This is a genomic window from Streptomyces sp. NPDC006365 (assembly GCF_042870755.1).
Classification (GTDB): Bacteria; Actinomycetota; Actinomycetes; order Streptomycetales; family Streptomycetaceae; genus Streptomyces; species Streptomyces xiangluensis.
On sequence record NZ_JBIAHS010000015.1, the window covers coordinates 105356 to 127040 of the forward strand.

Here is a 21685-nt window from a genome sequence, read left to right on the forward strand (position 1 = left end):
CGTTATGAACAGCCTGGCCGGCCGTGTCAAAGGACACAGCCGGCTCCAAGGCTTCTACGACAACTGCCGTATGACATGGCTGATTTCAGTGCTATCGAAGACGCGCCATGAGCGCGTGCTCGACCAGCGTGATCAGCGCACTCTTGGCGTCCGCGCGATGCCGGGCGTCCGTCGTGATGATCGGGGAGTCGGGGCCGATTTGCAACGCCTCCCTCACTTCGTCGGGGGTGTACGGCTGGTGCCCGTCGAAGCCGTTGAGGGCGATGACGAACGGCAGTCCGCTGTTCTCGAAGTAGTCGACGGCCGGGAAGCAGTCGGCGAGACGCCGGGTGTCGACCAGGACGACCGCGCCGATGGCGCCGCGTACCAGGTCGTCCCACATGAACCAGAAGCGGTCCTGGCCGGGCGTACCGAACAGGTACAGGATCAGGTCCTGGTCCAGGGTGATACGGCCGAAGTCCATGGCGACGGTGGTCGTCGTCTTGTCTCCGGTGTGGGTGAGGTCGTCGATGCCCGCGGACGCGGACGTCATGACGGCCTCGGTGCGCAGCGGGTTGATCTCGGAGACAGCTCCGACGAACGTGGTCTTGCCCACGCCGAAGCCACCCGCCACCACGATCTTCGCAGAGGTGGTCGCCCGCCCTCCGTCAGAGCTTGCGTAGTCCACTGAGCACCCTTTCGAGCAGTGTCACGTCCGGCTGGCCACCGGCGTTCTCGTCGCCGCCGGGCTGATGGATGGCGACGAGACCGGCCTCCGCGAGGTCCGCGACGAGAATCCGTGCCACGCCCAGGGGCATGGACAGGAGCGCCGACACTTCGGCGACAGACTTCACCTCACGGCAGAGGTGGCAGATGCGCTGGTGCTCGGGGAGCAGCCCCATCAGCTGCGCCGGGTCGGCCGTGGTGCTGATCAGTGCCTCTATGGCGAGCTGGTAGCGCGGCCGGGTCCGGCCGCCGGTCATCGCGTACGGACGTACCAGCGGCTGGTCGCCCTCGTCTCCGTACGGCTCTGCGTACGGATCGTGAGAGGCGGTGGGCGGGGTCATGAATCCTCCGGGCGGGACAGCATGTCGGTCATTCGTGCCGTCGATGAGGGCCGGTGGGGGAACGGGCGGCCTGACGGTGGGTCTTGCCTTGTGGGGCGATCTAGTGCAACAGGCTGCCTTGCAGTTCGGCCCGCAGATCGGGCGTCAGTACGGCGCCCGCACGGTCGACGAGCAGGGCCATCTCGTATCCGACGAGACCGATGTCGCAGTCCGGGTGGGACAGGACCGCGAGCGACGAGCCGTCGGAAATGGACATCAGGAAGAGGAAGCCGCGCTCCATCTCGACCACCGTCTGCGCCACCGTGCCGCCCTCGAAGATCCGGGAGGCACCGGCGGTGAGCGAGGTCAGTCCGGAGGCGACGGCCGCGAGCTGGTCCGCGCGGTCGCGCGGAAAACCCTCCGACAACGCCAGAAGGAGACCGTCGGCGGAGACGACGACGGTGTGGGACACCCCGGGGGTGTTGTCAACGAAGTTGGTGATCAACCAGTTGAGGTTCTGTGCCGCCTGGCTCATCTGGCTCAACTAACGCTCCTGCTGGTGAGTGGGGCTGGGGAAGCTGCCGGTCTGGCCCGAACCGGCCTGGCGACCCTGCTGGATGCCCCGACGGAGATTGGTCAGCCGGCCGCGTACGTCATCAGGCGCACGCGAGACCTGCGGACCGCTTTGGTGCTGTTGCTGCTGAGCCGTCCCCGCGACGAGGTTCGCACGGGGCACCCGGCGCGGCAGACCCGAGACGGTCACGCCACCCGCGGTGGGCTGGCGTACCTTCTCGGCCTGGCGGCCGAGTTCGTCATTGGGAGAGGCCCGCCAGGACGACGTGACGGCCGGAGCCGGCTCCGGCGCCGGGCGCTGTGGGGCCGCGGGTGCCCGGTTGGGCTGCGGCGGGGTGTCCATGGAGGACGCCGAGGACGCCGACTCGGTCCGGGAGCCGTTGCTCCGGCCCTGGTCCTGGTCCTGACCTCCCTGACCCTGGTGGAACCAGTTGGTCTCCAGGGTGTCGTACAGCGGTGTACGTCCGTCGCCGGGACCCGACGCCGGAGGCAGACCCTCCGGCTCACGCGGGGGATGCGACGGCTGCGGGGGGAGCGAGGGGCGCCGACGCGGCTGCGGACGCTGGGGGCGCCGGCTGCCGTTCGGACCGTTCGTCCCGTTGGTTCCGGGTCGCTCGAACTGGCCGGTGTCTCCACCGCCCTGGCGCTCGCCGCGGCCGTCCCGGTCCGTGGTGGAACCGTTGTAGCCGGACGCCGGGGGCTGCCCGTTCGAGGGCTGGTCCTGGCGGCCATCGCGACCCGGCACGGCGAACTGGCCGGTCGAGGACGGGTCCTGCCTGGCGGAAGGATTCGGTGGACCGAACACATCCGGGCGTACGAACTGTCCGGTGCCCTGGCCGGGACCCGGGATGCCGAAGTCGGCGGGACCCGTACCAGCATCGGAACCGGGACGCTGAGCGTCGAAGTCCGGCCGGGCGTACTCACCCGTGGAACTCGAACCCTGGCGGTCGTCGATCCGGGGGATCTCCTCGGTCGAGCCCGGACCCTGGCGGCCGTCCACGCGCGGCATGCGCGAGGTGGCGTCCGGCTCCTCGTGGCCGCGCGGGGCGTCCATCGAGTCCCGCCGGCCCGGCTCGTCGCTCCAACTGCTCACGCGCGGCTTGGGATTGCCACCGGGCAACTCGGCACGAGGACCACCGGGCGGCGGCAGCTGCGGCTGCCCGGGACGATGGCCCTGCTCGAAGTTGTCGCTCTCGGGGCGCCGCTGCGGCGGTACGGGACCACGGGAGCCGAACGCGTCCTGGCGGCCACTGTCGCTGAAACCGTCGAAGCCCTGCGGAGTACCCGTACCGGCGCCCTGAAGACCCTGCGGAGCACCGGCCGGAGCCGGCCTGCCCTGCGGGGGCGCGGGCGGCATGGGCGGCTGTGGTCCACGTGAGCCGCCCGGCCCACCCGGACGACCACCCGAGTCGCTGCCGGTCAGCGCAGGCCTCGGACCCGAGCCCGCACCGACCTGCCCGCGCTGCGGACCCGCGTTCAGGCGCCCGGGGCCACCGGGCGCACCGGCACCAGCACCCGCGCCGAGCGCGGGACCGCTGCCGGCCCCGCCACGACGGGCTGCCGCGACACCGGCCGCGGCCTGCGCGGCGGCCGGACCGCCGGAACCCGCACCCTGGCCGGGCTTGCCCGGCGCCTTCTTGCCGCCCTGGGCGACATCGACGGGGAGCATGACCAGCGCGGTCGTACCACCGGAGTCGGAGGGACGCAGCTGGATTCGGATGCCGTGCCGTTGCGAAAGACGGCCGACCACGAACAGACCCATACGGCGGGAGACCGAGACGTCCACGGTGGGCGGCGAGGCGAGCCGCTCGTTGATCGCCGCGAGGTCCTCGGGGGAGAGACCGATACCGGTGTCGTGGATCTCGATCAGTACGCGGCCGTCGGGCAGCGCGTGACCGGTGACCTTGACCTTGGTCTGCGGCGAGGAGAACGAGGTGGCGTTCTCGAGCAGCTCGGCGAGCAGGTGCACGAGGTCGTTGACGACCCGGCCGGCGACCTCGGTCGCGGGGACCGAGGCGAGTTCGATGCGCTCGTACTGCTCCACCTCGGACGCGGCGGCGCGGAGCACGTCGACCAGCGGGACCGGGCGGGTCCAGCGACGGCCGGGCTCCTCACCCGCGAGAACGAGGAGGTTCTCACCGTTACGGCGCATACGGGTCGCGAGGTGGTCCAGCTTGAACAGCGAGGACAGCTGGTCCGGGTCGGCCTCGCGGGACTCCAGCTCGGAGATCAGCGACAGCTGACGCTGGATGAGGCCCTGGGAGCGCCGCGAGAGGTTGGTGAACATCGCGTTGACGTTGCCCCGCAGCAGGGCCTGCTCGGCGGCCAGTCGTACGGCCTCGCGGTGCACGTCGTCGAAGGCCGCGGCCACCTGGCCGATCTCGTCCTTGGAGTGCACACCGACCGACTGCACGGAGGTGTCGACGTCCTGCGGGTCGGACTCGGACAGCTGCTTGACCAGTTCGGGCAGCCGGTCCTGGGCGACCTTGGTCGCGGTGTCCTGGAGCCGGCGCAGCGAGCGGATCATGGATCGGGCCACCACGAAGGCGCCGACGAGAGAGACACCCAGCACGAGCAGGATCAGCGCACCGGAGATGATCGCTTCCTGCTCGGACTCGTTGCGCAGCTCACGGGCCTTCTGCTCCATCTGGTTGAGCAGCGTGAGCTCGATCTTGGACATCTCCTGGAGCTTGGCCGAGTCGGCGTCGACCCAGTCCAGGTACGAGCGCTTCTCCCGCTGCTCCAGGCCGTCCTGCCGGCCGAGCACGCGCTGCGCGTAGTTGTCGGCTTCCTCGATGGTCGGGCTGCCGTCGTCGATCGGCTTCATCAGGGCCGACGCGTTGCCGTCGTAGATGCTGGCGAAGCCGGAGAGTTCGGACTCCTGGTTGTCCAGCGCGGAGAGGGCGTACTGGCGGTCGTTCTCCGAGAGAGAGCCGAACGTCTTGTTGGTCGCGGGCAGCGCCGCGGCGATCACGGCACGCTGGATGGACGCGTACTCCTTGGCGGAGGAGAAGGCCGCCAGGGCGCGCGTGCGCTGGATCATCTCCGGGTTGCTGGTCGCCTGCGCCATGTCCTGGGAAAGGCCCAGCAGCCGCTCGATGAGCCGGTGGTACGCCTCGACCGTCTGGGAGGAGTTCTCACGGTCCGTGTAGGCGCTGTTGCGGATGTTCTTGATCTTGCTCAGCTCGGAGACGATGGAGACGACGTTGTCGCGGACGCCGTCGAGGGTTTCGTCATTGCTCGCGTCGTCGATCTCGCGCGAGCCCTCCATGAAGGCGGTGCGCGCGCGGTCCGTCTTGTCCCGTACACCCTTGACCGTGAACTCGGTCCCGTCCGCGCCGTGCGAGAGCGGTCCGGCCGACTTGTCGCGCTCCTCCTGGAGCGCCGCGGCGAGCTCGGTCGCCTGCTTGGTCATGTCGGTCAGCAGCCTCATGTTGTCGAGCTGCTGGATGTCGTCCATGGAGTCGCTGATGCGCAGCGCGCCGAGCGAGGTCGCGGCGACCACGGGGAGCGCGAGCAGCGAGACCAGGCGGGTGGAGATGCGCCAGTTGCGCAGCGCTATTCGGGAGCCGGGGCCGGTCGGGCCCTTCGGCTTCGCCACCGGGGCGGCGGGTGCCGAGGCGGCGGGTCCGCCCGACGGACCTGCCAGGCCTGGGCGCGAGCCGCGATCACCGCTGTCGCCGGTCTGTGCCGGTCCTTGGTTCTGGGCGTGCTGGGGCGACGAACCGCGGTCGGTCCCGCCGTGCGGCTCCGCCGAAGCGCTGCCATCCCTCTTGAAACGTCCCTGCACTAGCGTCGCAACCTCTGGACCAGGCGCCCCTCCGCAAAACGGTGGGACGGTGTCGGCGTCGTACCGGCGCAATGCGCCTTTTGTCGGTCTCCGGTGACCGGCGCTGGCTTCCCTTCCCGCCGCCACGCGGCGCTGCGTTGCGCCCCCTGTGCGCCGGTTCTGTCCCGCGGCGGTTCGTGGAATTCCAGCACAGTGCCCGATCTCCAACAAGGGCCATGGGTCATGCTGTGACCTACGTGACCCCTTGTGAGGGGCGAGTCACCGGTCGTAGAAAGTGATCCCCCGCAAAACGGCCACAACCGGGCGATCCGCTCGTGCGCGAGACGTGTCCCAGTCGCCATGATCAGGAGCGGAATGATGTATTCAGTGGGGCAATGTCCGTTTTGTTTGCGTGGAAGGTCGGCGTGAATTGACCGTTTTGACGGGCGGTTCGTGAGGAAACTCACACGGTGATCATGGGGTCTTCACAACTTTCTCCGGGAACCGGACGTTTAGCCTGAGGCTTTACAGGCACAGCAAATCCGACAACACGCGCTTGTGCGACGGCCGTTGGCCGCGCAGGCGCCCGTACGACGGGGTCGAACACCGCACATGAAGACGCTGATGTTCCAGAACATAGCCAATCCGCGACGCACCACGCTGGCGCATCTCGAAGACGCCGGCGAGCTGCGCACGGAGCAGCAGGAACACCAGGAGCACGCCGTCGAGCTCCCCGCCCAGACCGCCAACCCCCGCCGCACGGTCCTGGTGGACGTCCCGGAGGGCGCGGGCGCCGAGCAGTAGGGCCGCAGTACGACTCGGAGTCGAGGACGAGCCCTACCGGCCCCGCGTAATTGCGTGAGGTGGCACCCCTTCCCCGCGTTAGCCTGGAGCGTCATACTCCGGCCGGCTCAGTAGAGGGGCGCAAGGTTCCCGTGCGCATCGCCAGGTTCTCCATCGACGGCAACGTCGCGTTCGGCGCGGTCGAGGGCGACAGCCCTCCTGGATCGACCGACGGGCTCGTCCTCGACATCATCAAGGGCATCCCCTTCACGGACTTCGAACTCTCCGGTACGAAGCTGCCGCTGAGCAAGGTCAGGCTCCTCCCGCCGGTGCTCCCGAACAAGGTCGTGGCCTTCGGCCGCAACTACGCGGAGCACGCGAAGGAACTCGGCAACGAGGTGCCCGACGCCCCCTTTGCCTTCTTCAAGCCGTCCACCTCGGTGATCGGCCCCGGCGACGAGATCGCGTACCCCGCCTTCTCGCGGGAACTGCACCACGAGGCCGAGCTGGCTGTGGTCATCGGCCGGATGTGCCGCGAGGTCCCGCGCGAGCGCGTCAAGGACGTCATCCTCGGCTACACCTGCGCCAACGACGTCACCGCGCGCGACGTCCAGAAGCGCGAGAAGCAGTGGGCGAGGGCCAAGGGCTTCGACTCCTCGTGCCCGCTCGGCCCCTGGGTGGAGACGGATCTCGACCCCTCCGACCTGACGATCCAGTGCACGGTCAACGGCCAACAGCGACAACTGGGTCGTACCAGCGAGATGATCCACCCCATCGAGGATCTGATCGTGAACATCACGGAGGCCATGACGCTGCTCCCCGGCGACGTGATCCTCACGGGCACCCCGGCAGGGGTCGGCCCGCTCAGTGTCGGCGACGAGGTCGCCGTCACCATCGAAGGCATCGGCACTCTCACCAACAAGGTGATCAAGCGTGGCTAACGCGAACGTCCGCGTACGTTTCTGTCCCTCGCCGACCGGCAACCCCCATGTGGGCCTGGTCCGCACCGCCCTGTTCAACTGGGCGTTCGCCCGCCACCACGGCGGCACCCTGGTCTTCCGCATCGAGGACACCGACGCGGCCCGCGACTCCGAGGAGTCCTACGAGCAGCTGCTGGACTCCATGCGCTGGCTCGGCTTCGACTGGGACGAGGGCCCTGAGATCGGCGGGCCGCACGCGCCGTACCGCCAGTCGCAGCGGATGGACATCTACAAGGACGTCGCCCGCAAGCTCCTGGACGCCGGCCACGCGTACTACTGCTACTGCTCGACGGCGGAACTGGACGCCCGCCGCGAGGCCGCCCGCGCGGCGGGCAAGCCCTCCGGCTACGACGGCCACTGCCGCGCGCTCACCGATGAGCAGATCGCCGCGTACAAGACCGAGGACCGCGAGCCCATCGTCCGCTTCCGCATGCCCGACGAGGCGATCACCTTTACCGACCTGGTCCGCGGCGAGCTGACGTTCACCCCGGAAAACGTTCCGGACTTCGGGATCGTTCGAGCCAACGGAGCGCCCCTCTACACGCTCGTGAACCCCATCGACGACGCCCTCATGGAGATCACGCACATCCTGCGCGGCGAGGACCTGCTGTCCTCCACCCCGCGGCAGATCGCCCTCTACAAGGCACTGATCGAGCTGGGCATCGCCAAGTCCGTACCGGCCTTCGGGCACCTGCCGTACGTGATGGGCGAGGGCAACAAGAAGCTCTCCAAGCGGGACCCGCAGTCCTCGCTGAACCTCTACAGGGAGCGCGGTTTCCTCCCGGAGGGCCTGCTCAACTACCTCTCCCTGCTGGGCTGGTCGCTCTCCGCCGACCAGGATGTCTTCTCGATCGACGAGATGGTCGCGGCCTTCGACATCAAGGACGTCGTCCCGAACCCGGCCCGCTTCGACCTGAAGAAGTGCGAGGCGATCAACGCCGATCACATCAGGCGGCTGGACGTCAAGGCGTTCATCGAGGCGTGCGGGCCGTGGCTGAAGGCACCGCACGCACCGTGGGCGCCGGAGGACTTCGACCAGGCCAGGTGGGAGGCGATCGCCCCCCACGCACAGACACGCCTGACGGTCCTGTCCGACATCACGAAGAACGTCGACTTCCTGTTCCTGAGGGAGCCCGTCGAGGACGAGGCGTCCTGGACGAAGGCTATGAAGGAGGGCTCGGACGCGCTCCTGCGCACGGCCCGCGCGAAGCTGGAAGCCGCGGACTGGACATCACCGGAGTCCCTGAAGGACGCCGTCCTCGCGGCCGGCGAGGAGCACGGCCTCAAACTGGGCAAGGCCCAGGCCCCCGTCCGCGTAGCCGTCACCGGCCGCACGGTGGGCCTCCCCCTCTTCGAGTCCCTGGAAGTCCTGGGCAAGGAGAAGACCCTGTCCCGCATCGACGCGGCCCTGGCGAAGCTGACCGCGTAGCGCACCCTGCAAGGAGGGGCGGCACCCACGCCGGTGCCGCCCCTTCGCGCTGCGTGCCCGAAGGGGTCTGGCGGCGCAGCCCCCAGTTTCGGGAAGGGGCGGGGCTGGGGAAGGTCACACCATGACGATCAGAGCCGTGGTCTGGGATGTGGACGACACGATCTTCGACTACACCGCGGCCGACCGGGCCGGAATGCGCGGGCATCTGGCGGCCGAGGGCCTGCTCGAGGGGTACGCGTCCGTGAAGGAGGCGCTCCGGCGGTGGCGGGAGATCACCGATCAGCAGTGGGCCAGGTTCGCGGCCGGAGAGGCCTCCTTCGAGGGGCAGCGGCGGGACCGGGTGCGGGCCTTCCTGGGGGAGGAGCTGACCGACGCCGAGGCCGACGCCTGGTTCCTGCGGTACATCGACCACTACGAGGCTGCCTGGGAGCTCTTCCCGGACGTTCTGCCCGCGCTCGACATCCTCGCCGTCAGCCACCGACACGCCGTGCTGTCCAACTCCAGCCTCCACGTCCAGGACCGCAAGCTCCGCGTCCTTGGTGTATACGACCGCTTCGAGGCGGTGTTGTGCGCGGCCGAGCTCGGCGTCTCCAAACCGGAGGCCCAGGCCTTCCACGCCGCCTGCGAGGCACTTGCGCTGCCCCCGCATCAGGTCGCGTACGTCGGTGATCACCCGGAGATCGACGGACAAGGTGCGGCCGACGCAGGGCTCTTCTCGGTCTGGATCGACCGCACGGGCGTGAGCGCGGTCACCGGCGCGGGCCCGGACGCCGGCGCACGGGCCGCTCCGGATCAGCCCGCCGGCCTGCGCCGCATCACTTCACTGGCCGAACTCCCCGCGATCCTTGCGGCCGATACCCGTTTTGGAGCGCCGTCCACCTTCGGGTAATGTTCTTCCTGCGCCCACCGGGAGCGGGTCGAACGGCCGACCCGGAAGCGCAAACTAAGACAAGATCCCCGCCGGGGGTTGCGTTTCAGTGGCCTATGGTGTAATTGGCAGCACGACTGATTCTGGTTCAGTTAGTCTAGGTTCGAGTCCTGGTAGGCCAGCTCGCAGAGCTCATCTGCAATGCCCCCGTTGTGTAGCGGCCTAGCACGCCGCCCTCTCAAGGCGGTAGCGCCGGTTCGAATCCGGTCGGGGGTACAGATCCTTCCCAGGGAGACAGTCCGGGTCGCACCCGCTGCTTCTCATGCAGGATCGCTAGGGCCCCCGTTGTGTAGCGGCCTAGCACGCCGCCCTCTCAAGGCGGTAGCGCCGGTTCGAATCCGGTCGGGGGTACAAACTGGTCTAAACCACTTTGGTCTATGGTGTAATTGGCAGCACGACTGATTCTGGTTCAGTTAGTCTAGGTTCGAGTCCTGGTAGACCAGCTCGGATCTGCGGAAACGCAAGATCCTCGCCCCCGTTGTGTAGCGGCCTAGCACGCCGCCCTCTCAAGGCGGTAGCGCCGGTTCGAATCCGGTCGGGGGTACGTGACGAAGAAGCCCTCCCCAGCAGGGGAGGGCTTCTTCGCGTTGATTCCTCGTGTTGAGTTGAACGGCAGGACAACCTCAACGCCAGCCGGTCGCTGCGGCGTTGAAGCGACCGGTCGGATCGACTCGGTGTATCAACCGGTGCGGCGCAGCGCCTCCGAGAGGCGGGAGGCCGCGTCGATGACGGCCTGGGCATGCATCCGGCCCGGGTGCCGGGTCAGGCGCTCGATCGGCCCGGAGACCGAGACGGCGGCCACCACCCGGTTCGAGGGTCCGCGCACCGGCGCAGAGACGGACGCGACGCCCGGCTCGCGCTCACCGATCGACTGAGCCCAGCCCCGGCGCCGTACGCCCGACAGCGCCGTCGCCGTGAAGCGGGCGCCCTGCAGGCCACGGTGCAGGCGCTCCGGCTCCTCCCAGGCCATCAGGATCTGGGCCGAGGAGCCCGCCTTCATGGTGAGCGTCGAGCCGACCGGGACCGTGTCCCTGAGGCCCGACAGACGCTCCGCCGCGGCGACGCAGATACGCATGTCGCCCTGGCGGCGGTAGAGCTGCGCGCTCTCGCCCGTGACGTCACGGAGGTGGGTGAGGACCGGCCCCGCGGTGGCGAGGAGACGGTCCTCACCGGCCGCCGCGGCCAGCTCGGCCAGCCGCGGACCGAGAATGAAACGGCCCTGCATGTCCCGCGCCACCATGCGGTGGTGCTCAAGTGCCACGGCGAGACGATGTGCCGTGGGTCGTGCCAGTCCGGTCGCCGCGACCAGGCCCGCGAGGGTGGCCGGACCGGACTCCAGAGCGCTCAGGACAAGGGCTGCCTTGTCCAGAACGCCGACGCCGCTACTGTTGTCCATGCAACGATACTCGCGTCTCACTCTGTGAAACGCAAGTTCAATTTTCCGTGGAACGCGCCACCCTGTACGTACAACGGCCCGTAGACCAGCGGGCCCGGCGGCGGACGTCCGGTGCGGGGGTGACGGACGCGGCCATCCCGAAGTCTCTAGTTGGGCCGGCGCCATACAGGCCGGCCGGAGGGAAAGCGATGGGTAGGACACTCGCGGAGAAGGTCTGGGACGACCATGTCGTCCGGCGCGCGGAGGGCGAGCCCGACCTTCTCTTCATCGATCTGCACCTGCTGCACGAGGTGACCAGCCCGCAGGCCTTCGACGGCCTCCGCAAGGCGGGGCGCCCCGTGCGCCGCCTCGACCTCACCATCGCGACCGAGGATCACAACACTCCGACCCTCGACATCGACAAGCCCATCGCCGACCCGGTCTCGCGCGTCCAGCTGGAGACGCTGCGCAAGAACTGCGCCGAGTTCGGCGTACGCCTGCACCCGCTCGGCGACGTCGAGCAGGGCGTCGTCCACGTCGTGGGACCCCAGCTGGGACTGACACAGCCTGGCATGACCGTGGTCTGCGGCGACTCGCACACCTCCACGCACGGCGCCTTCGGTGCTCTGGCGTTCGGCATCGGCACCTCTCAGGTCGAGCATGTGCTGGCCACCCAGACGCTGCCGCTGGCCCGCCCGAAGACCATGGCCATCACGGTCGACGGTGAACTGCCTGAGGACGTCACGGCCAAGGACCTGATCCTGGCGATCATCGCCAAGATCGGTACGGGTGGCGGCCAGGGCTACATCCTGGAGTACCGCGGCTCCGCCATCGAGAAGCTCTCGATGGAGGCCCGGATGACCATCTGCAACATGTCCATCGAGGCCGGTGCCCGCGCGGGCATGATCGCCCCCGACGAGACCACCTTCGAGTACATCAGGGGCCGCGCCCACGCTCCCGAGGGCGAGGACTGGGACGCCGCCGTCGCGTACTGGAAGACCCTCAAGTCGGACGAGGATGCGGAATTCGACGAGGAGGTCGTCATCGACGCCGCCTCCCTCGCGCCGTTCGTCACCTGGGGCACCAATCCCGGTCAGGGCTCGCCGCTTTCGGCGTCCGTCCCCGACCCTGCTTCGTACGAGGACGCTTCGGAGCGCCATGCCGCCGAAAAGGCCCTGGAATACATGGGGTTGACCGCCGGGCAGCCGCTGCGCGACATCAAGGTCGACACCGTCTTCGTAGGCTCCTGCACCAACGGCCGTATCGAGGACCTGCGTGCCGCCGCCGCGATCGTCGAGGGCCGTAAAGTCGCCGACGGCGTACGGATGCTGGTCGTTCCCGGCTCCGCGCGCGTGGGGTTGCAGGCCGTCGAGGAGGGACTGGACCTCGTCTTCAAGGAGGCCGGCGCCGAATGGCGGCACGCGGGCTGCTCGATGTGTCTGGGCATGAACCCCGACCAGCTGGCCCCCGGTGAGCGTTCCGCGTCCACCTCCAACCGCAACTTCGAAGGCAGGCAGGGCAAGGGCGGCCGTACGCACCTGGTCTCGCCGCAGGTCGCCGCCGCCACCGCCGTGCTGGGCCACCTGGCGTCCCCCGCCGACCTGAACGATCAGTCTGCCGTCCGTACGCCCGCTGGAGTCTGAGAACCATGGCCATGGAAGCATTCACCACACACACCGGACGGGCCGTCCCGCTGCGCCGCAGCAACGTCGACACCGACCAGATCATCCCCGCCCACTGGCTCAAGAAGGTCACCAGGGACGGCTTCGAGGACGGACTGTTCGAGGCCTGGCGCAAGGACCCGTCCTTCGTCCTCAACCAGCCTGAGCGCAAGGGCGCCACGGTCCTCGTCGCGGGTCCCGACTTCGGTACGGGTTCCTCGCGCGAGCACGCCGTGTGGGCGCTGCAGAACTATGGGTTCAAGGCCGTCATCTCGTCGCGTTTCGCCGACATCTTCCGCGGCAACTCGCTCAAGAACGGTCTGCTCACGGTCGTTCTGGAGCAGAAGATCGTGGACGCGCTGTGGGAACTCACGGAGAACGACCCGCAGACTGAGGTCACTGTTGACCTTGAGGCCCGTGAGGTTCGCGCGGAGGGAATCACCGCCTCCTTCGAGCTCGACGAGAACGCCCGCTGGCGGCTGCTGAACGGGCTCGACGACATCAGCATCACGCTCCAGAGCGAGGCGGACATCGCCACGTACGAGTCCAAGCGGCCCGCCTACAAGCCGCGGACACTCCAAGTCTGAGCGGACGCTCTGAGTCTCGGAGTCCGAGAACGAACGGACCCAAGCCCGCAAGGCTGATTCCAGCCACCTCAATAGGCCTCAGTACCCCCAATCGTGGACGGTTGGGGGTACTGCCGTATGTGCCGGAGGACGAGGTCAGCGGCCTGTTCTGATTGGCTTCAACTCCCCTTGTTTCAAGGGGGTTTGTTGGGGTAGTCGAGCCTTGGCACAGCCTTGTGCGGAGGGACGCGGGAAGCGCCTGGGAGGCGGCAGTTACCCCCACCGCAGGCGACAACTCGCCCCAGATGGCACAATCTGTGCATGGAACACGACGGCCAACTCGAGCTCTATACGGCAGTCGCGTCCCAACTCAAGGAAGCGCACGCAAGGGTGCGCGCACTGCAAGTCCCGGAGGGCGTACGGATGGCGCTGACCCGGAAGCTGCTGGTCATTACGGCCGTGGCCAAGCACGATCTCGCCGATGCGACAAGGCGTCTGGAGCGGTTCACCGCGGACCTCGATGAGGGGCGATTCCCCGAAGAAGGTCTCTGAGGAACTCCGCGACAGTCCTGGTTCGTTGCGGCACTAGGGTGATTAGCCCGTTTCGTGTTTGATTTGCGGTATATATCTGCCTAACGTGCGAAAAAGCTAGAACACTTTCGTTCTGGCAATGTCTCCGAAGGGGAAGACGTGAACAAGGCGCAGCTCGTAGAAGCGATTGCGGACAAGGTCGGCGGGCGTCAGCAGGCCGCCGACGCGGTCGACGCCGTACTGGACGCCGTGGTCCGTGCGGTTGTCGCAGGGGAACGGGTCTCGGTCACCGGTTTCGGTTCCTTCGAGAAGGTTGATCGTCCGGCCCGCTATGCACGTAACCCCCAGACCGGGGAGCGTGTTCGGGTCAAGAAGACCTCCGTGCCGCGGTTCCGCGCGGGCCAGGGTTTCAAGGACCTGGTGAGCGGTTCGAAGAAACTCCCGAAGCACGATGTGGCGGTCAAGAAGGCGCCCAAGGGCAGCCTGTCCGGAGGCGCTGCCGCCACGGTCAAGAAGGCGGCGGCCAAGAGGACCGCCGCCAAGAAGGCGGCGACGCCCGCCAAGAAGACCACGGCCAGGAAGACGACCGCCGCCAAGAAGGCGACGACCGCCAAGACCGCGGCCAAGAAGACCACCACCAAGAAGGCGGCGACCGGCAAGACCGCTGCGGCCAAGAAGACCGCCGCCAAGAAGGGGGCTGCCAAGAAGGCGCCCGCGAAGAAGTCGACGGCGCGCAAGACCACCGCCAAGAAGACCACCGCCCGCCGGTAGACAGGGCGCTGGGACACTCACGCGCCGGGCCGGGCTCCACACGGAAGAGAGCCCGGCCCGCGGCGTATTCAGAGATCTTGGGGCCTTGGGTACGGCCCTGAGGGTCTTCAGGGCGTCATCAGGGCGTCTTCAAGGGGCTTCAGAGGGTTTGCAGCGTGACCAGAGTGATCCGGCGCGCGTCCCCCTCGCCCTCCGTCTCGATCCGCACCCGCTGCCCCGGCCGCAACAGCCTGAGCCCGCCCGCCTCGAACGCCGGGCCGTCGAAGGGCACCGGAGTGCCGTCATCGAGCAGCACCTGACCGCTACGGGTCTCGGGGTCGTACGTATACGCGGTCGCCTGCATGAGGCCCAGACTAGGCGACGTTCAACGCCGCGACCGCTGCCGCCGTGCGCGGGCCCACGCCCAGGGCCAGAGCCGCTCGCAGGTCGTCGCCGGTGTCCACGTCCTGACGTACGGAATCCACCGCGTCCAGGGGGAGTTCCACGGCGCCCGATGCCCGGTGGCGGGCGCGGGAATCCAGGCCGAACGTGGGGAGCAATTCACGGTCCGCGGACGCGGTCAGCAGAGTAGTGCCGGTTCCGGCGGCATCCGCGAGAAAGGCGCGAGGGAATTCGGTGGCCGCGTCGAGGACGCGGGCCAATTCCAGGGGGCGCAGTGCGGGGAGATCGGCGTTCAGGGCCGCCAGAGGGCTTTCGGGGCTTTGGGAGCGTACGAGCGACGCCCCGTGCGCGAGGGCGGCGTTCAGGCCGCCCGCGGGCTCGTCCGGGACGATCCGGGCGCCCAGAGCGGCCAGTTCGCGGCCGGCCAGCACGTCGTCCGTGACGACCGCCACATCGCGTACCGCGGCACAGGCGAGGGCCGCCGCCACGGTGTCCTGCGCGAAGGCGAGGGCGAGCCCGGGGCGCAGTCCGTCGGCGGCGGTGTCCGACAGCCTGCTCTTCGCCCGCGTGAGGGCTTTCAGGGGTATGACCAAGGTCCACTGCACCAGCGATCCATCCCTCTCTTGTCGCGCCCATTGTGACCTGGACAGTGAGTGAGACACCCTGGCGGGGCCGGTCCCCTGAGCGCAGGGGGCGAAGCTCCTTGCCAGGGCGGTGGCGGGAGACGGGCGGGCGTACGGTGTTCTCGACAGACCGTCGGCCTGGAGCGACACTTGTGCGGCCCACCCAGGTCCTGGAGGAAGGTGTCCGCGTGCCCCGCCGCAGAATCGGCTTCTGGTACCGCTTCGCAGCGGTCCTCTGCAAACCACCGCTGGTGGTTCTGGTCAAGCGGGATTGGCGTGGAATGGAGAACATTCCGGCCGAGGGCGGATTTATCACCGCGGTGAACCACAATTCTCATGCGGATCCGTTCGCCTACGGGCATTATCAGTACAACACCGGGCGCGTTCCACGTTTTCTGGCGAAGGCCGGGCTTTTCAAAAAGGGATTCGTCGGGGCCGCGATGCGCGGTACTGGACAGATTCCCGTGTACCGCGAGAGCACCGACGCGCTGAGCGCCTTCCGGGCCGCTATCGACGCCGTGGAACGGGGGGAGTGCGTCGCCTTCTATCCGGAAGGCACCATTACCCGCGATCCCGGCCAGTGGCCGATGATCGGCAAGACCGGTGCCGCACGCGTCGCGCTGCAGACCAAGTGTCCGGTCATTCCGGTCGCCCAGTGGGGAGCCAACCTGCTGCTGCCGCCGTACGCCAAGAAACTCAACATCCTTCCCCGCAAGACCCATCACGTGCTCGCGGGCCCCCCGGTGGATCTGTCGCGCTTCTACGACAAGGAGATGACCCCGGAGGTCCTGAAGGAGGCCACCGAGGTCATCATGGCGGCGATCACCGTGCAGCTGGAGGTGATCCGCGGCGAGAAGGCACCCCAGACGCCGTACGACCCGAAGCAGGTGCGCATCGAGCAGCGGCGCAGGGCGCGGGCTCACGAAACGCGGCCACACGAAATGACAGAACAGGAAGAGGGGCACGGCAAGTGACGACATCCGGCAAGCCCGTCAGGGCGGCCGTCTTCGGGACCGGATCGTGGGGCACGGCCTTCGGCATGGTGCTCGCCGACGCCGGATGCGAGGTGACCCTGTGGGGACGGCGGGCCGACCTCGCCGAAGCGGTCAACTCCACGCGTACGAACCCCGACTACCTGCCGGGCATCGAACTCCCCGAGAACCTGCGCGCCACCACGGACGCGGCCGAGGCGGCGCACGACGCCGATTTCACCGTGCTTGCCATCCCGTCGCAGACGCTGCGCGGAAACCTCGCCGAATGGACCGGGCTGCTCGCGCCCGGCACCGTCCTCGTCTCGCTCATGAAGGGCGTCGAACTCGGTTCCGCGATGCGGATGAGCGAGGTCATCGAGGACGTCGCCAAGGTCGGCGCGGACCGCATAGCGGTCGTCACCGGACCCAACCTCGCCCGGGAGATCGCCGCCCGGATGCCGGCCGCCGCGGTGGTCGCGTGCAGCGACGAGGCGGTGGCCCAGCGCCTCCAGGCCGCCTGCCACACGCCGTACTTCCGCCCGTACACCAACACCGACGTGGTCGGCTGCGAACTCGGCGGCGCCGTCAAGAACGTGATCGGCCTCGCCGTCGGTATCGCGGACGGCATGGGGCTCGGCGACAACGCCAAGGGTTCGCTCATCACCCGCGGGTTGGCGGAGACCACCCGCCTCGGCCTCGCCATGGGCGCCGACCCGCTGACGTTCTCCGGACTCGCGGGCCTGGGCGACCTCGTTGCCACCTGCTCCTCGCCGCTCTCGCGCAACCACACCTTCGGCACCAACCTGGGCAAGGGCATGACCCTTCAGGAGACCATCGCGGTCACCAAACAGACCGCAGAGGGCGTCAAGTCCTGTGAGTCCGTGCTGGATCTGGCACACCGCCACGGCGTCGACATGCCCATCACGGAGATGGTCGTCGGCATCGTTCATGACGGCAAGCCGCCCGTGGTCGCCCTCAAGGAGCTGATGGCGCGCAGCGCCAAGCCGGAGCGGCACTGACACTCGGGAGCCCGGCAGGCGCTGACTCACCGCACTACCAACGGGTACTCTCAACGCGATATGAGCACCGAGAACCTCCCCCAGAGCCCTGGGCAGAAGCCTCGTAAGCCGCGTGTGGCCGTCGTGTTCGGCGGCCGCAGCTCCGAACACGGGATCTCCATCGTCACCGCCGGCGCCGTCCTGCGCGCCATCGACCGGACGAAGTACGACGTCCTGCCGATCGGCATCACCCAGGACGGCCGCTGGGCCCTCACGGCGGACGAGCCCGAGCGGATGGCCATCGTCGACCGGCGCCAGCCGAGCGTGGAGCAGCTCGCCGAGTCCGACGAGGGCGGGGTGATCCTCCCCGTCGACCCCTCCAACCGCGAAGTCGTCTACAGCGAACCCGGTTCGGTCCCCAAGGCCCTCGGCGAGGTGGACGTCGTCTTCCCGGTGCTGCACGGCCCGTACGGCGAGGACGGCACCCTCCAGGGCCTCCTGGAGCTGTCCGGTGTCCCGTACGTCGGCTCGGGTGTGCTCGCTTCGGCCGTCGGCCAGGACAAGGAGTACATGAAGCGGGTGTTCACCTCCTTCGGGCTGCCCGTCGGCCCGTACACGGTGATCCGCCCCAGCGAGTGGGAGCGCGACGAAGCAGCGGCCCGCAGGAAGATCGTCGACTTCGCGGGCGAGCACGGCTGGCCGCTGTTCGTGAAGCCCGCGCGCGCGGGGTCGTCGATCGGCATCACCAAGGTCGACGGTCTGGGCGGTCTCGACGAGGCGATCGCGGCGGCCCAGCAGCACGACCCGAAGATCATCGTGGAGGCGCTGCTGCGCGGTCGCGAGATCGAGTGCGGGGTCCTGGAGTTCGAGGACGGGCCGCGCGCCTCGTTGCCCGCCGAGATTCCGCCGGTGCAGTCCCACGAGTTCTACGACTTCGAGGCGAAGTACATCGACTCCGCCCCCGGGATCGTGCCCGCGCCACTCACCGACGAGCAGACCGCCGAGGTGCAGCGGCTGGCGGTCGAGGCCTTCGAGGCGGCATCGTGCGAGGGTCTCGTACGGGCGGACTTCTTCCTCACCGAGGGCGGCGACTTCGTGATCAACGAGATCAACACGATGCCGGGCTTCACGCCTATCTCCATGTACCCGCGCATGTGGCAGGAGAGCGGGGTCAGCTACCCGGAGCTGGTGGACCGTCTGGTGCAGGCGGCGCTGCGGCGCTCCACGGGGCTGCGCTGAGCCCTGGCGATCCCCTTCGTGGAGTGCGAGCTAGTCGGCGATCCCTTCGGGGATCGCCTTCTTGATGGGCTCGGCAAAGTCGACGAGCGGGCCCGCGCCCTTCGCGGCCTGTTCCTTGTTGAACGCGACCTCCACGTATGCCTCGCGCAGGCCCGTGGTGAAGACGTACGAGCCGTCGTCCTGTTCCTGTACGAGCCAGGCCACGCCGTTCACCTCGGTCGTGGACGCCTTGGGGTCCAGCATCTCGGCGGGCTGTTCGACGCCGCAGCGCAGTATGATCGCCGGGCCTCCCCAGCCCGCGGTCAGCGTGGACCGGGGCTCGGGATCCTCCCGGTCGAGACCGTCCACCTTCGGCGGCAGCCGTTCGTCCAGGTTCTGGCACAGCTTGGTGACCTTCGTGTCCGGGCTGGGAACCGCGGCCGACGCGCTGTCGTCTGCCGAGGAGCAGCCTGTGGCGGAGATCAGCAGGACAAGGGCGGGGAGACCGAACAGCCGGGAACGGAACAAGTTCACCGGCACAGGGTAGACGGGGGCTACAGGTGCACCACCGGGCAGGTCAGGGTACGGGTGATGCCGTCCACTTGCTGGACTTTCGCGACCACCAAGCGGCCGAGATCGTCAACGGTGTCGGCTTGGGCCCGCACGATCACGTCGTACGGTCCGGTCACGTCCTCGGCCTGGATCACCCCCGAAATCTTGCTGATCGTCTCAGCGACGGTCGACGCTTTGCCGACCTCCGTCTGGATCAGGATGTACGCCTGTACCACGGAACCTCCAGGGCGGCCACGAGGATCATGTGGGGAAAAGGAACGCCACGGTATCGCGTCGCCGCTCACCGCGGGGAGACCCGCGGGGGCCGATCTTGCACGCCGAGGTGCATGGACGACAGAAGTTGCCGGTCGACTCGACCGTACCCAGGTCCGTGACAGCTCGCGACCGGGCGGCGGCAAGTGACAGGCCGGGTAGCGGCAGTAACAGAAGGAGACGTACGACAATGAAGGGAACCGTGGGCGAGTTGGGGGAGTTCGGGCTCATCAAGGAGCTCACCTCACGGCTCACCACCACACCGGCGGTACGCGTCGGGCCGGGCGACGACGCCGCCGTGGTGGCCGCCCCCGACCGCAGGGTCGTGGCGAGCACCGACATCCTCCTGGAGGGGCGGCACTTCCGTCGCGACTGGTCCACGGCGTACGACGTCGGGCGCAAGGCGGCGGCGCAGAACCTCGCGGACATCGCCGCCATGGGGGCCGTACCCACCGCGCTGCTGCTCGGCCTGGTCGTCCCGGCCGAACTCCCGGCCACCTGGCCCTCCGAGCTGATGGACGGCCTGCGCGACGAGTGCCAGGTGGCGGGCGCGGCCGTGGTCGGCGGCGATGTCGTGCGCGGTGACACCATCATGGTCTCGATCACCGCGCTCGGCGATCTGCGCAACCACGAGCCGGTCACCCGCGCGGGCGCCCAGCCCGGTGATGTCGTCGCCGTCACGGGCTGGCTGGGCTGGTCCGCGGCCGGCCACGCGGTGCTCTCGCGCGGCTTCCGCTCGCCGCGCGCATTCGTCGAGGCCCACCGGCGGCCCGAACCGCCGTACCACGCGGGCCCCGCGGCCGCCGGGCTCGGCGCGACCTCGATGACAGACGTCAGCGATGGGCTGATCGCCGACCTCGGACACATCGCGGAAGCCAGCAAGGTACGGATCGACGTCCGCTCCGGCGCCGTCGACATCCCCTCGCAGATGAACGACATCGGGCAGGCCGTCGGCGTCGATCCGCTCCAGTGGGTGCTCACCGGCGGAGAGGACCACGCGATCGTCGCCACCTTCCCCCCGGATGTGAAGCTGCCCGCACGCTGGAAGGTGATCGGCGAGGTCCTCAACCCCTCGGCCCTGCCCCAGGTCACCGTCGACGGGGCGGCGTGGACCAGCAAGGGCGGCTGGGATCACTTCGCGGACATCGAGTCATGAGCGCTCCGCCGCGTGTGCTGACGGTCGCGGGTTCCGACTCCGGTGGAGGGGCCGGAATCCAGGCCGACTTGAAGACGATGCTGGCTTTCGGCGTGCACGGCATGAGCGTGCTCACGGCGGTCACCGCCCAGAACTCCCTGGGCGTGCAAGGCGCTTGGGAGCTTCCGGTGGAGGCAGTGCGGGCCCAGTACCGCAGCGTGGTCGACGACATCGGGGTGCAGGCGGTCAAGACCGGGATGCTGGCCTCGGCCGAACTCGTCGAGACCGTCGCCGAGTTGATCGGTGGCACGGACGCGCCCACGGTCGTCGACCCGGTCGGCGTCTCCAAGCACGGTGACTCCCTGCTGGCCGAGGACGCCCTGGATTCCCTACGCACAAAGCTGCTGCCCGTCGCCACAGTGGCCACCCCGAACCTCGACGAGGTCGCCCAACTCACGGGCGTACGGGTCGAGTCGGAGGACGGGATGAGGCGGGCCGCGGCGGTCCTGCTCTCGTACGGGCCGCAGTGGGCCCTCATCAAGGGCGGCCATCTCGTAGGTGACGCCGTGGACTTCCTCACCGACGGCTCCGAGGAACACTGGCTGCGTGCTCCCCGTCTCGACAACCGGCACACCCACGGCACCGGCTGCACACTCGCGTCCGCGATCGCCTCGGGGCTGGCGAAGGGGCGGTCCGTGCCGGAGGCGGTGGCCGCGGCCAAGGAGTACGTCACCGGGGCGATCGCGGCGGGGTTCGCGCTGGGGAGCGGGATCGGGCCGGTGGATCATGGATGGCGGTGGGCGGCGGGGCGGCGCGCGTAAGCGTTCGCGTAGACGTGTGCGCGCCGTCCGGGCACAGCAAGAAGCCGGCCCACCCTCCGGTGGACCGGCCATGCAGCGAACCAGCAGTGGCCGCGCGCTAGCAGAGCGTCAGCGCGAGACCTTGCCGGCCTTGATGCACGAGGTGCAAGCGTTCACGCGCTTCGGCGTCCCGCCCACCACGGTACGGACGCGCTGGATGTTCGGGTTCCAGCGACGGGACGTACGGCGGTGCGAGTGCGAGATGTTGTTGCCGAAGCCCGGCCCCTTGCCGCAGACGTCGCAGTTGGCAGCCACGGGTCACTCCAAAGACTTCAGATGCTCT

Annotated in this window: 23 protein-coding genes and 5 tRNA genes; 18 read left to right on the plus strand and 10 right to left on the minus strand. The window is 68.7% G+C overall.

The window, feature by feature from the left end; all coding sequences use genetic code 11:
* Positions 1-91: 91 nt before the first annotated feature.
* From ACFYO0_RS32715 to ACFYO0_RS32730, 4 genes are all read right to left on the minus strand, one after another.
* The gene (locus ACFYO0_RS32715; protein ID WP_388683367.1) at positions 92-667 is read right to left on the minus strand and encodes an ATP/GTP-binding protein; all 576 of its coding nucleotides are present in this window, start codon (positions 665-667) and stop codon (positions 92-94) included.
* Positions 648-1046: a DUF742 domain-containing protein gene (locus tag ACFYO0_RS32720; protein ID WP_165339911.1), complete on the minus strand. Its 399-nt coding sequence runs from the start codon at positions 1044-1046 to the stop codon at positions 648-650. Before ACFYO0_RS32720 ends, ACFYO0_RS32715 begins: the two co-directional genes overlap by 20 nt.
* Positions 1047-1146: 100 nt before the next feature.
* Entirely contained in the window at positions 1147-1560 is a 414-nt protein-coding gene (locus ACFYO0_RS32725; RefSeq protein ID WP_033321189.1) for a roadblock/LC7 domain-containing protein, read from the minus strand.
* A 9-nt stretch (positions 1561-1569) separates the two neighbouring features.
* On the minus strand, positions 1570-5388 hold the full coding sequence (locus tag ACFYO0_RS32730; RefSeq protein WP_388683370.1) for a nitrate- and nitrite sensing domain-containing protein: 3819 nt from the start codon (positions 5386-5388) through the stop codon (positions 1570-1572).
* Between the two features lie 603 nt (positions 5389-5991).
* Here ACFYO0_RS32730 and ACFYO0_RS32735 point away from each other — a divergent pair.
* The 9 genes from ACFYO0_RS32735 (at position 5992) to ACFYO0_RS32775 (ending at position 10031) form a co-directional block, all read left to right on the plus strand.
* Entirely contained in the window at positions 5992-6171 is a 180-nt protein-coding gene (locus ACFYO0_RS32735; RefSeq protein WP_388683373.1) for a hypothetical protein, read from the plus strand.
* Between the two features lie 131 nt (positions 6172-6302).
* Positions 6303-7091: a fumarylacetoacetate hydrolase family protein gene (locus tag ACFYO0_RS32740; RefSeq protein WP_388683375.1), complete on the plus strand. Its 789-nt coding sequence runs from the start codon at positions 6303-6305 to the stop codon at positions 7089-7091.
* The gene (gene gltX / locus ACFYO0_RS32745; RefSeq protein WP_388683377.1) at positions 7084-8559 is read left to right on the plus strand and encodes a glutamate--tRNA ligase; all 1476 of its coding nucleotides are present in this window, start codon (positions 7084-7086) and stop codon (positions 8557-8559) included. Before ACFYO0_RS32740 ends, gltX begins: the two co-directional genes overlap by 8 nt.
* A 121-nt stretch (positions 8560-8680) precedes the next feature.
* Entirely contained in the window at positions 8681-9448 is a 768-nt protein-coding gene (locus ACFYO0_RS32750) for an HAD family hydrolase (protein ID WP_388683380.1), read from the plus strand.
* A gap of 89 nt (positions 9449-9537) precedes the next feature.
* Positions 9538-9609, plus strand: a tRNA-Gln gene (locus ACFYO0_RS32755).
* Positions 9610-9630: 21 nt separating this feature from the next.
* Positions 9631-9703, plus strand: a tRNA-Glu gene (locus ACFYO0_RS32760).
* A gap of 62 nt (positions 9704-9765) precedes the next feature.
* Positions 9766-9838, plus strand: a tRNA-Glu gene (locus tag ACFYO0_RS32765).
* 20 nt (positions 9839-9858) lie between these two features.
* Positions 9859-9930, plus strand: a tRNA-Gln gene (locus ACFYO0_RS32770).
* Between the two features lie 28 nt (positions 9931-9958).
* Positions 9959-10031, plus strand: a tRNA-Glu gene (locus ACFYO0_RS32775).
* 135 nt (positions 10032-10166) lie between these two features.
* Here ACFYO0_RS32775 and ndgR read toward each other — a convergent pair.
* Positions 10167-10883 carry an IclR family transcriptional regulator NdgR gene (gene ndgR, locus ACFYO0_RS32780; protein ID WP_381344720.1) on the minus strand — a complete coding sequence of 239 codons (717 nt, stop codon included), beginning with the start codon at positions 10881-10883 and terminating at the stop codon, positions 10167-10169.
* 188 nt (positions 10884-11071) lie between these two features.
* On the opposite strand from ndgR, the gene leuC reads away from it, so the two are divergent.
* The 4 genes from leuC to ACFYO0_RS32800 all read left to right on the plus strand — a co-directional run bounded on the left by leuC (position 11072) and on the right by ACFYO0_RS32800 (position 14391).
* Positions 11072-12505, plus strand: a complete 1434-nt coding sequence (leuC, locus tag ACFYO0_RS32785) for a 3-isopropylmalate dehydratase large subunit (protein WP_386346469.1) — start codon at positions 11072-11074, stop codon at positions 12503-12505.
* An 11-nt stretch (positions 12506-12516) separates the two neighbouring features.
* Complete coding sequence (gene leuD, locus ACFYO0_RS32790; protein WP_388683582.1) at positions 12517-13110, plus strand: 3-isopropylmalate dehydratase small subunit; 594 nt, start codon at positions 12517-12519, stop codon at positions 13108-13110.
* A 300-nt stretch (positions 13111-13410) separates the two neighbouring features.
* The gene (locus tag ACFYO0_RS32795; RefSeq protein ID WP_165258546.1) at positions 13411-13641 is read left to right on the plus strand and encodes a hypothetical protein; all 231 of its coding nucleotides are present in this window, start codon (positions 13411-13413) and stop codon (positions 13639-13641) included.
* A gap of 138 nt (positions 13642-13779) precedes the next feature.
* On the plus strand, positions 13780-14391 hold the full coding sequence (locus ACFYO0_RS32800) for an HU family DNA-binding protein (RefSeq protein ID WP_344392610.1): 612 nt from the start codon (positions 13780-13782) through the stop codon (positions 14389-14391).
* Positions 14392-14530: 139 nt separating this feature from the next.
* Here the strand turns inward: ACFYO0_RS32800 and ACFYO0_RS32805 are convergent, their stop codons facing one another.
* A complete protein-coding gene (locus ACFYO0_RS32805; RefSeq protein ID WP_235990986.1) occupies positions 14531-14734 on the minus strand; it encodes a hypothetical protein in 204 nt (67 codons plus the stop codon).
* Positions 14735-14744: 10 nt separating this feature from the next.
* On the minus strand, positions 14745-15377 hold the full coding sequence (gene cofC / locus ACFYO0_RS32810) for a 2-phospho-L-lactate guanylyltransferase (RefSeq protein ID WP_388683385.1): 633 nt from the start codon (positions 15375-15377) through the stop codon (positions 14745-14747).
* A 206-nt stretch (positions 15378-15583) separates the two neighbouring features.
* On the opposite strand from cofC, the gene ACFYO0_RS32815 reads away from it, so the two are divergent.
* Genes ACFYO0_RS32815 through ACFYO0_RS32825 form a run of 3 tightly spaced genes read left to right on the plus strand, consistent with a single transcriptional unit; the run spans position 15584 to position 18603 of the window.
* Positions 15584-16369, plus strand: coding sequence for a lysophospholipid acyltransferase family protein (locus tag ACFYO0_RS32815; RefSeq protein WP_388683585.1), 786 nt, complete (start codon positions 15584-15586; stop codon positions 16367-16369).
* A complete protein-coding gene (locus ACFYO0_RS32820) occupies positions 16366-17385 on the plus strand; it encodes an NAD(P)H-dependent glycerol-3-phosphate dehydrogenase (protein WP_388683386.1) in 1020 nt (339 codons plus the stop codon). Before ACFYO0_RS32815 ends, ACFYO0_RS32820 begins: the two co-directional genes overlap by 4 nt.
* Positions 17386-17445: 60 nt before the next feature.
* Positions 17446-18603, plus strand: a complete 1158-nt coding sequence (locus ACFYO0_RS32825) for a D-alanine--D-alanine ligase family protein (protein WP_388683388.1) — start codon at positions 17446-17448, stop codon at positions 18601-18603.
* 30 nt (positions 18604-18633) lie between these two features.
* On the opposite strand, the gene ACFYO0_RS32830 is transcribed toward ACFYO0_RS32825, so the two are convergent.
* Both ACFYO0_RS32830 and ACFYO0_RS32835 read right to left on the minus strand, forming a co-directional pair.
* On the minus strand, positions 18634-19116 hold the full coding sequence (locus ACFYO0_RS32830) for a DUF3515 domain-containing protein (RefSeq protein WP_388683391.1): 483 nt from the start codon (positions 19114-19116) through the stop codon (positions 18634-18636).
* Positions 19117-19136: 20 nt separating this feature from the next.
* On the minus strand, positions 19137-19370 hold the full coding sequence (locus tag ACFYO0_RS32835) for an Lrp/AsnC ligand binding domain-containing protein (protein WP_344392617.1): 234 nt from the start codon (positions 19368-19370) through the stop codon (positions 19137-19139).
* Positions 19371-19597: 227 nt separating this feature from the next.
* Here ACFYO0_RS32835 and ACFYO0_RS32840 point away from each other — a divergent pair, with 227 nt between their 5' ends.
* Complete coding sequence (locus tag ACFYO0_RS32840) at positions 19598-20563, plus strand: thiamine-phosphate kinase (RefSeq protein ID WP_388683394.1); 966 nt, start codon at positions 19598-19600, stop codon at positions 20561-20563.
* Positions 20560-21363 carry a bifunctional hydroxymethylpyrimidine kinase/phosphomethylpyrimidine kinase gene (gene thiD / locus ACFYO0_RS32845; RefSeq protein ID WP_388683396.1) on the plus strand — a complete coding sequence of 268 codons (804 nt, stop codon included), beginning with the start codon at positions 20560-20562 and terminating at the stop codon, positions 21361-21363. The genes ACFYO0_RS32840 and thiD overlap by 4 nt, the downstream gene beginning before the upstream one ends.
* Before the next feature lie 108 nt (positions 21364-21471).
* Here thiD and rpmB read toward each other — a convergent pair whose 3' ends face one another.
* Positions 21472-21657 carry a 50S ribosomal protein L28 gene (rpmB, locus tag ACFYO0_RS32850; protein ID WP_003993230.1) on the minus strand — a complete coding sequence of 62 codons (186 nt, stop codon included), beginning with the start codon at positions 21655-21657 and terminating at the stop codon, positions 21472-21474.
* Between the last annotated feature and the right edge of the window lie 28 nt (positions 21658-21685).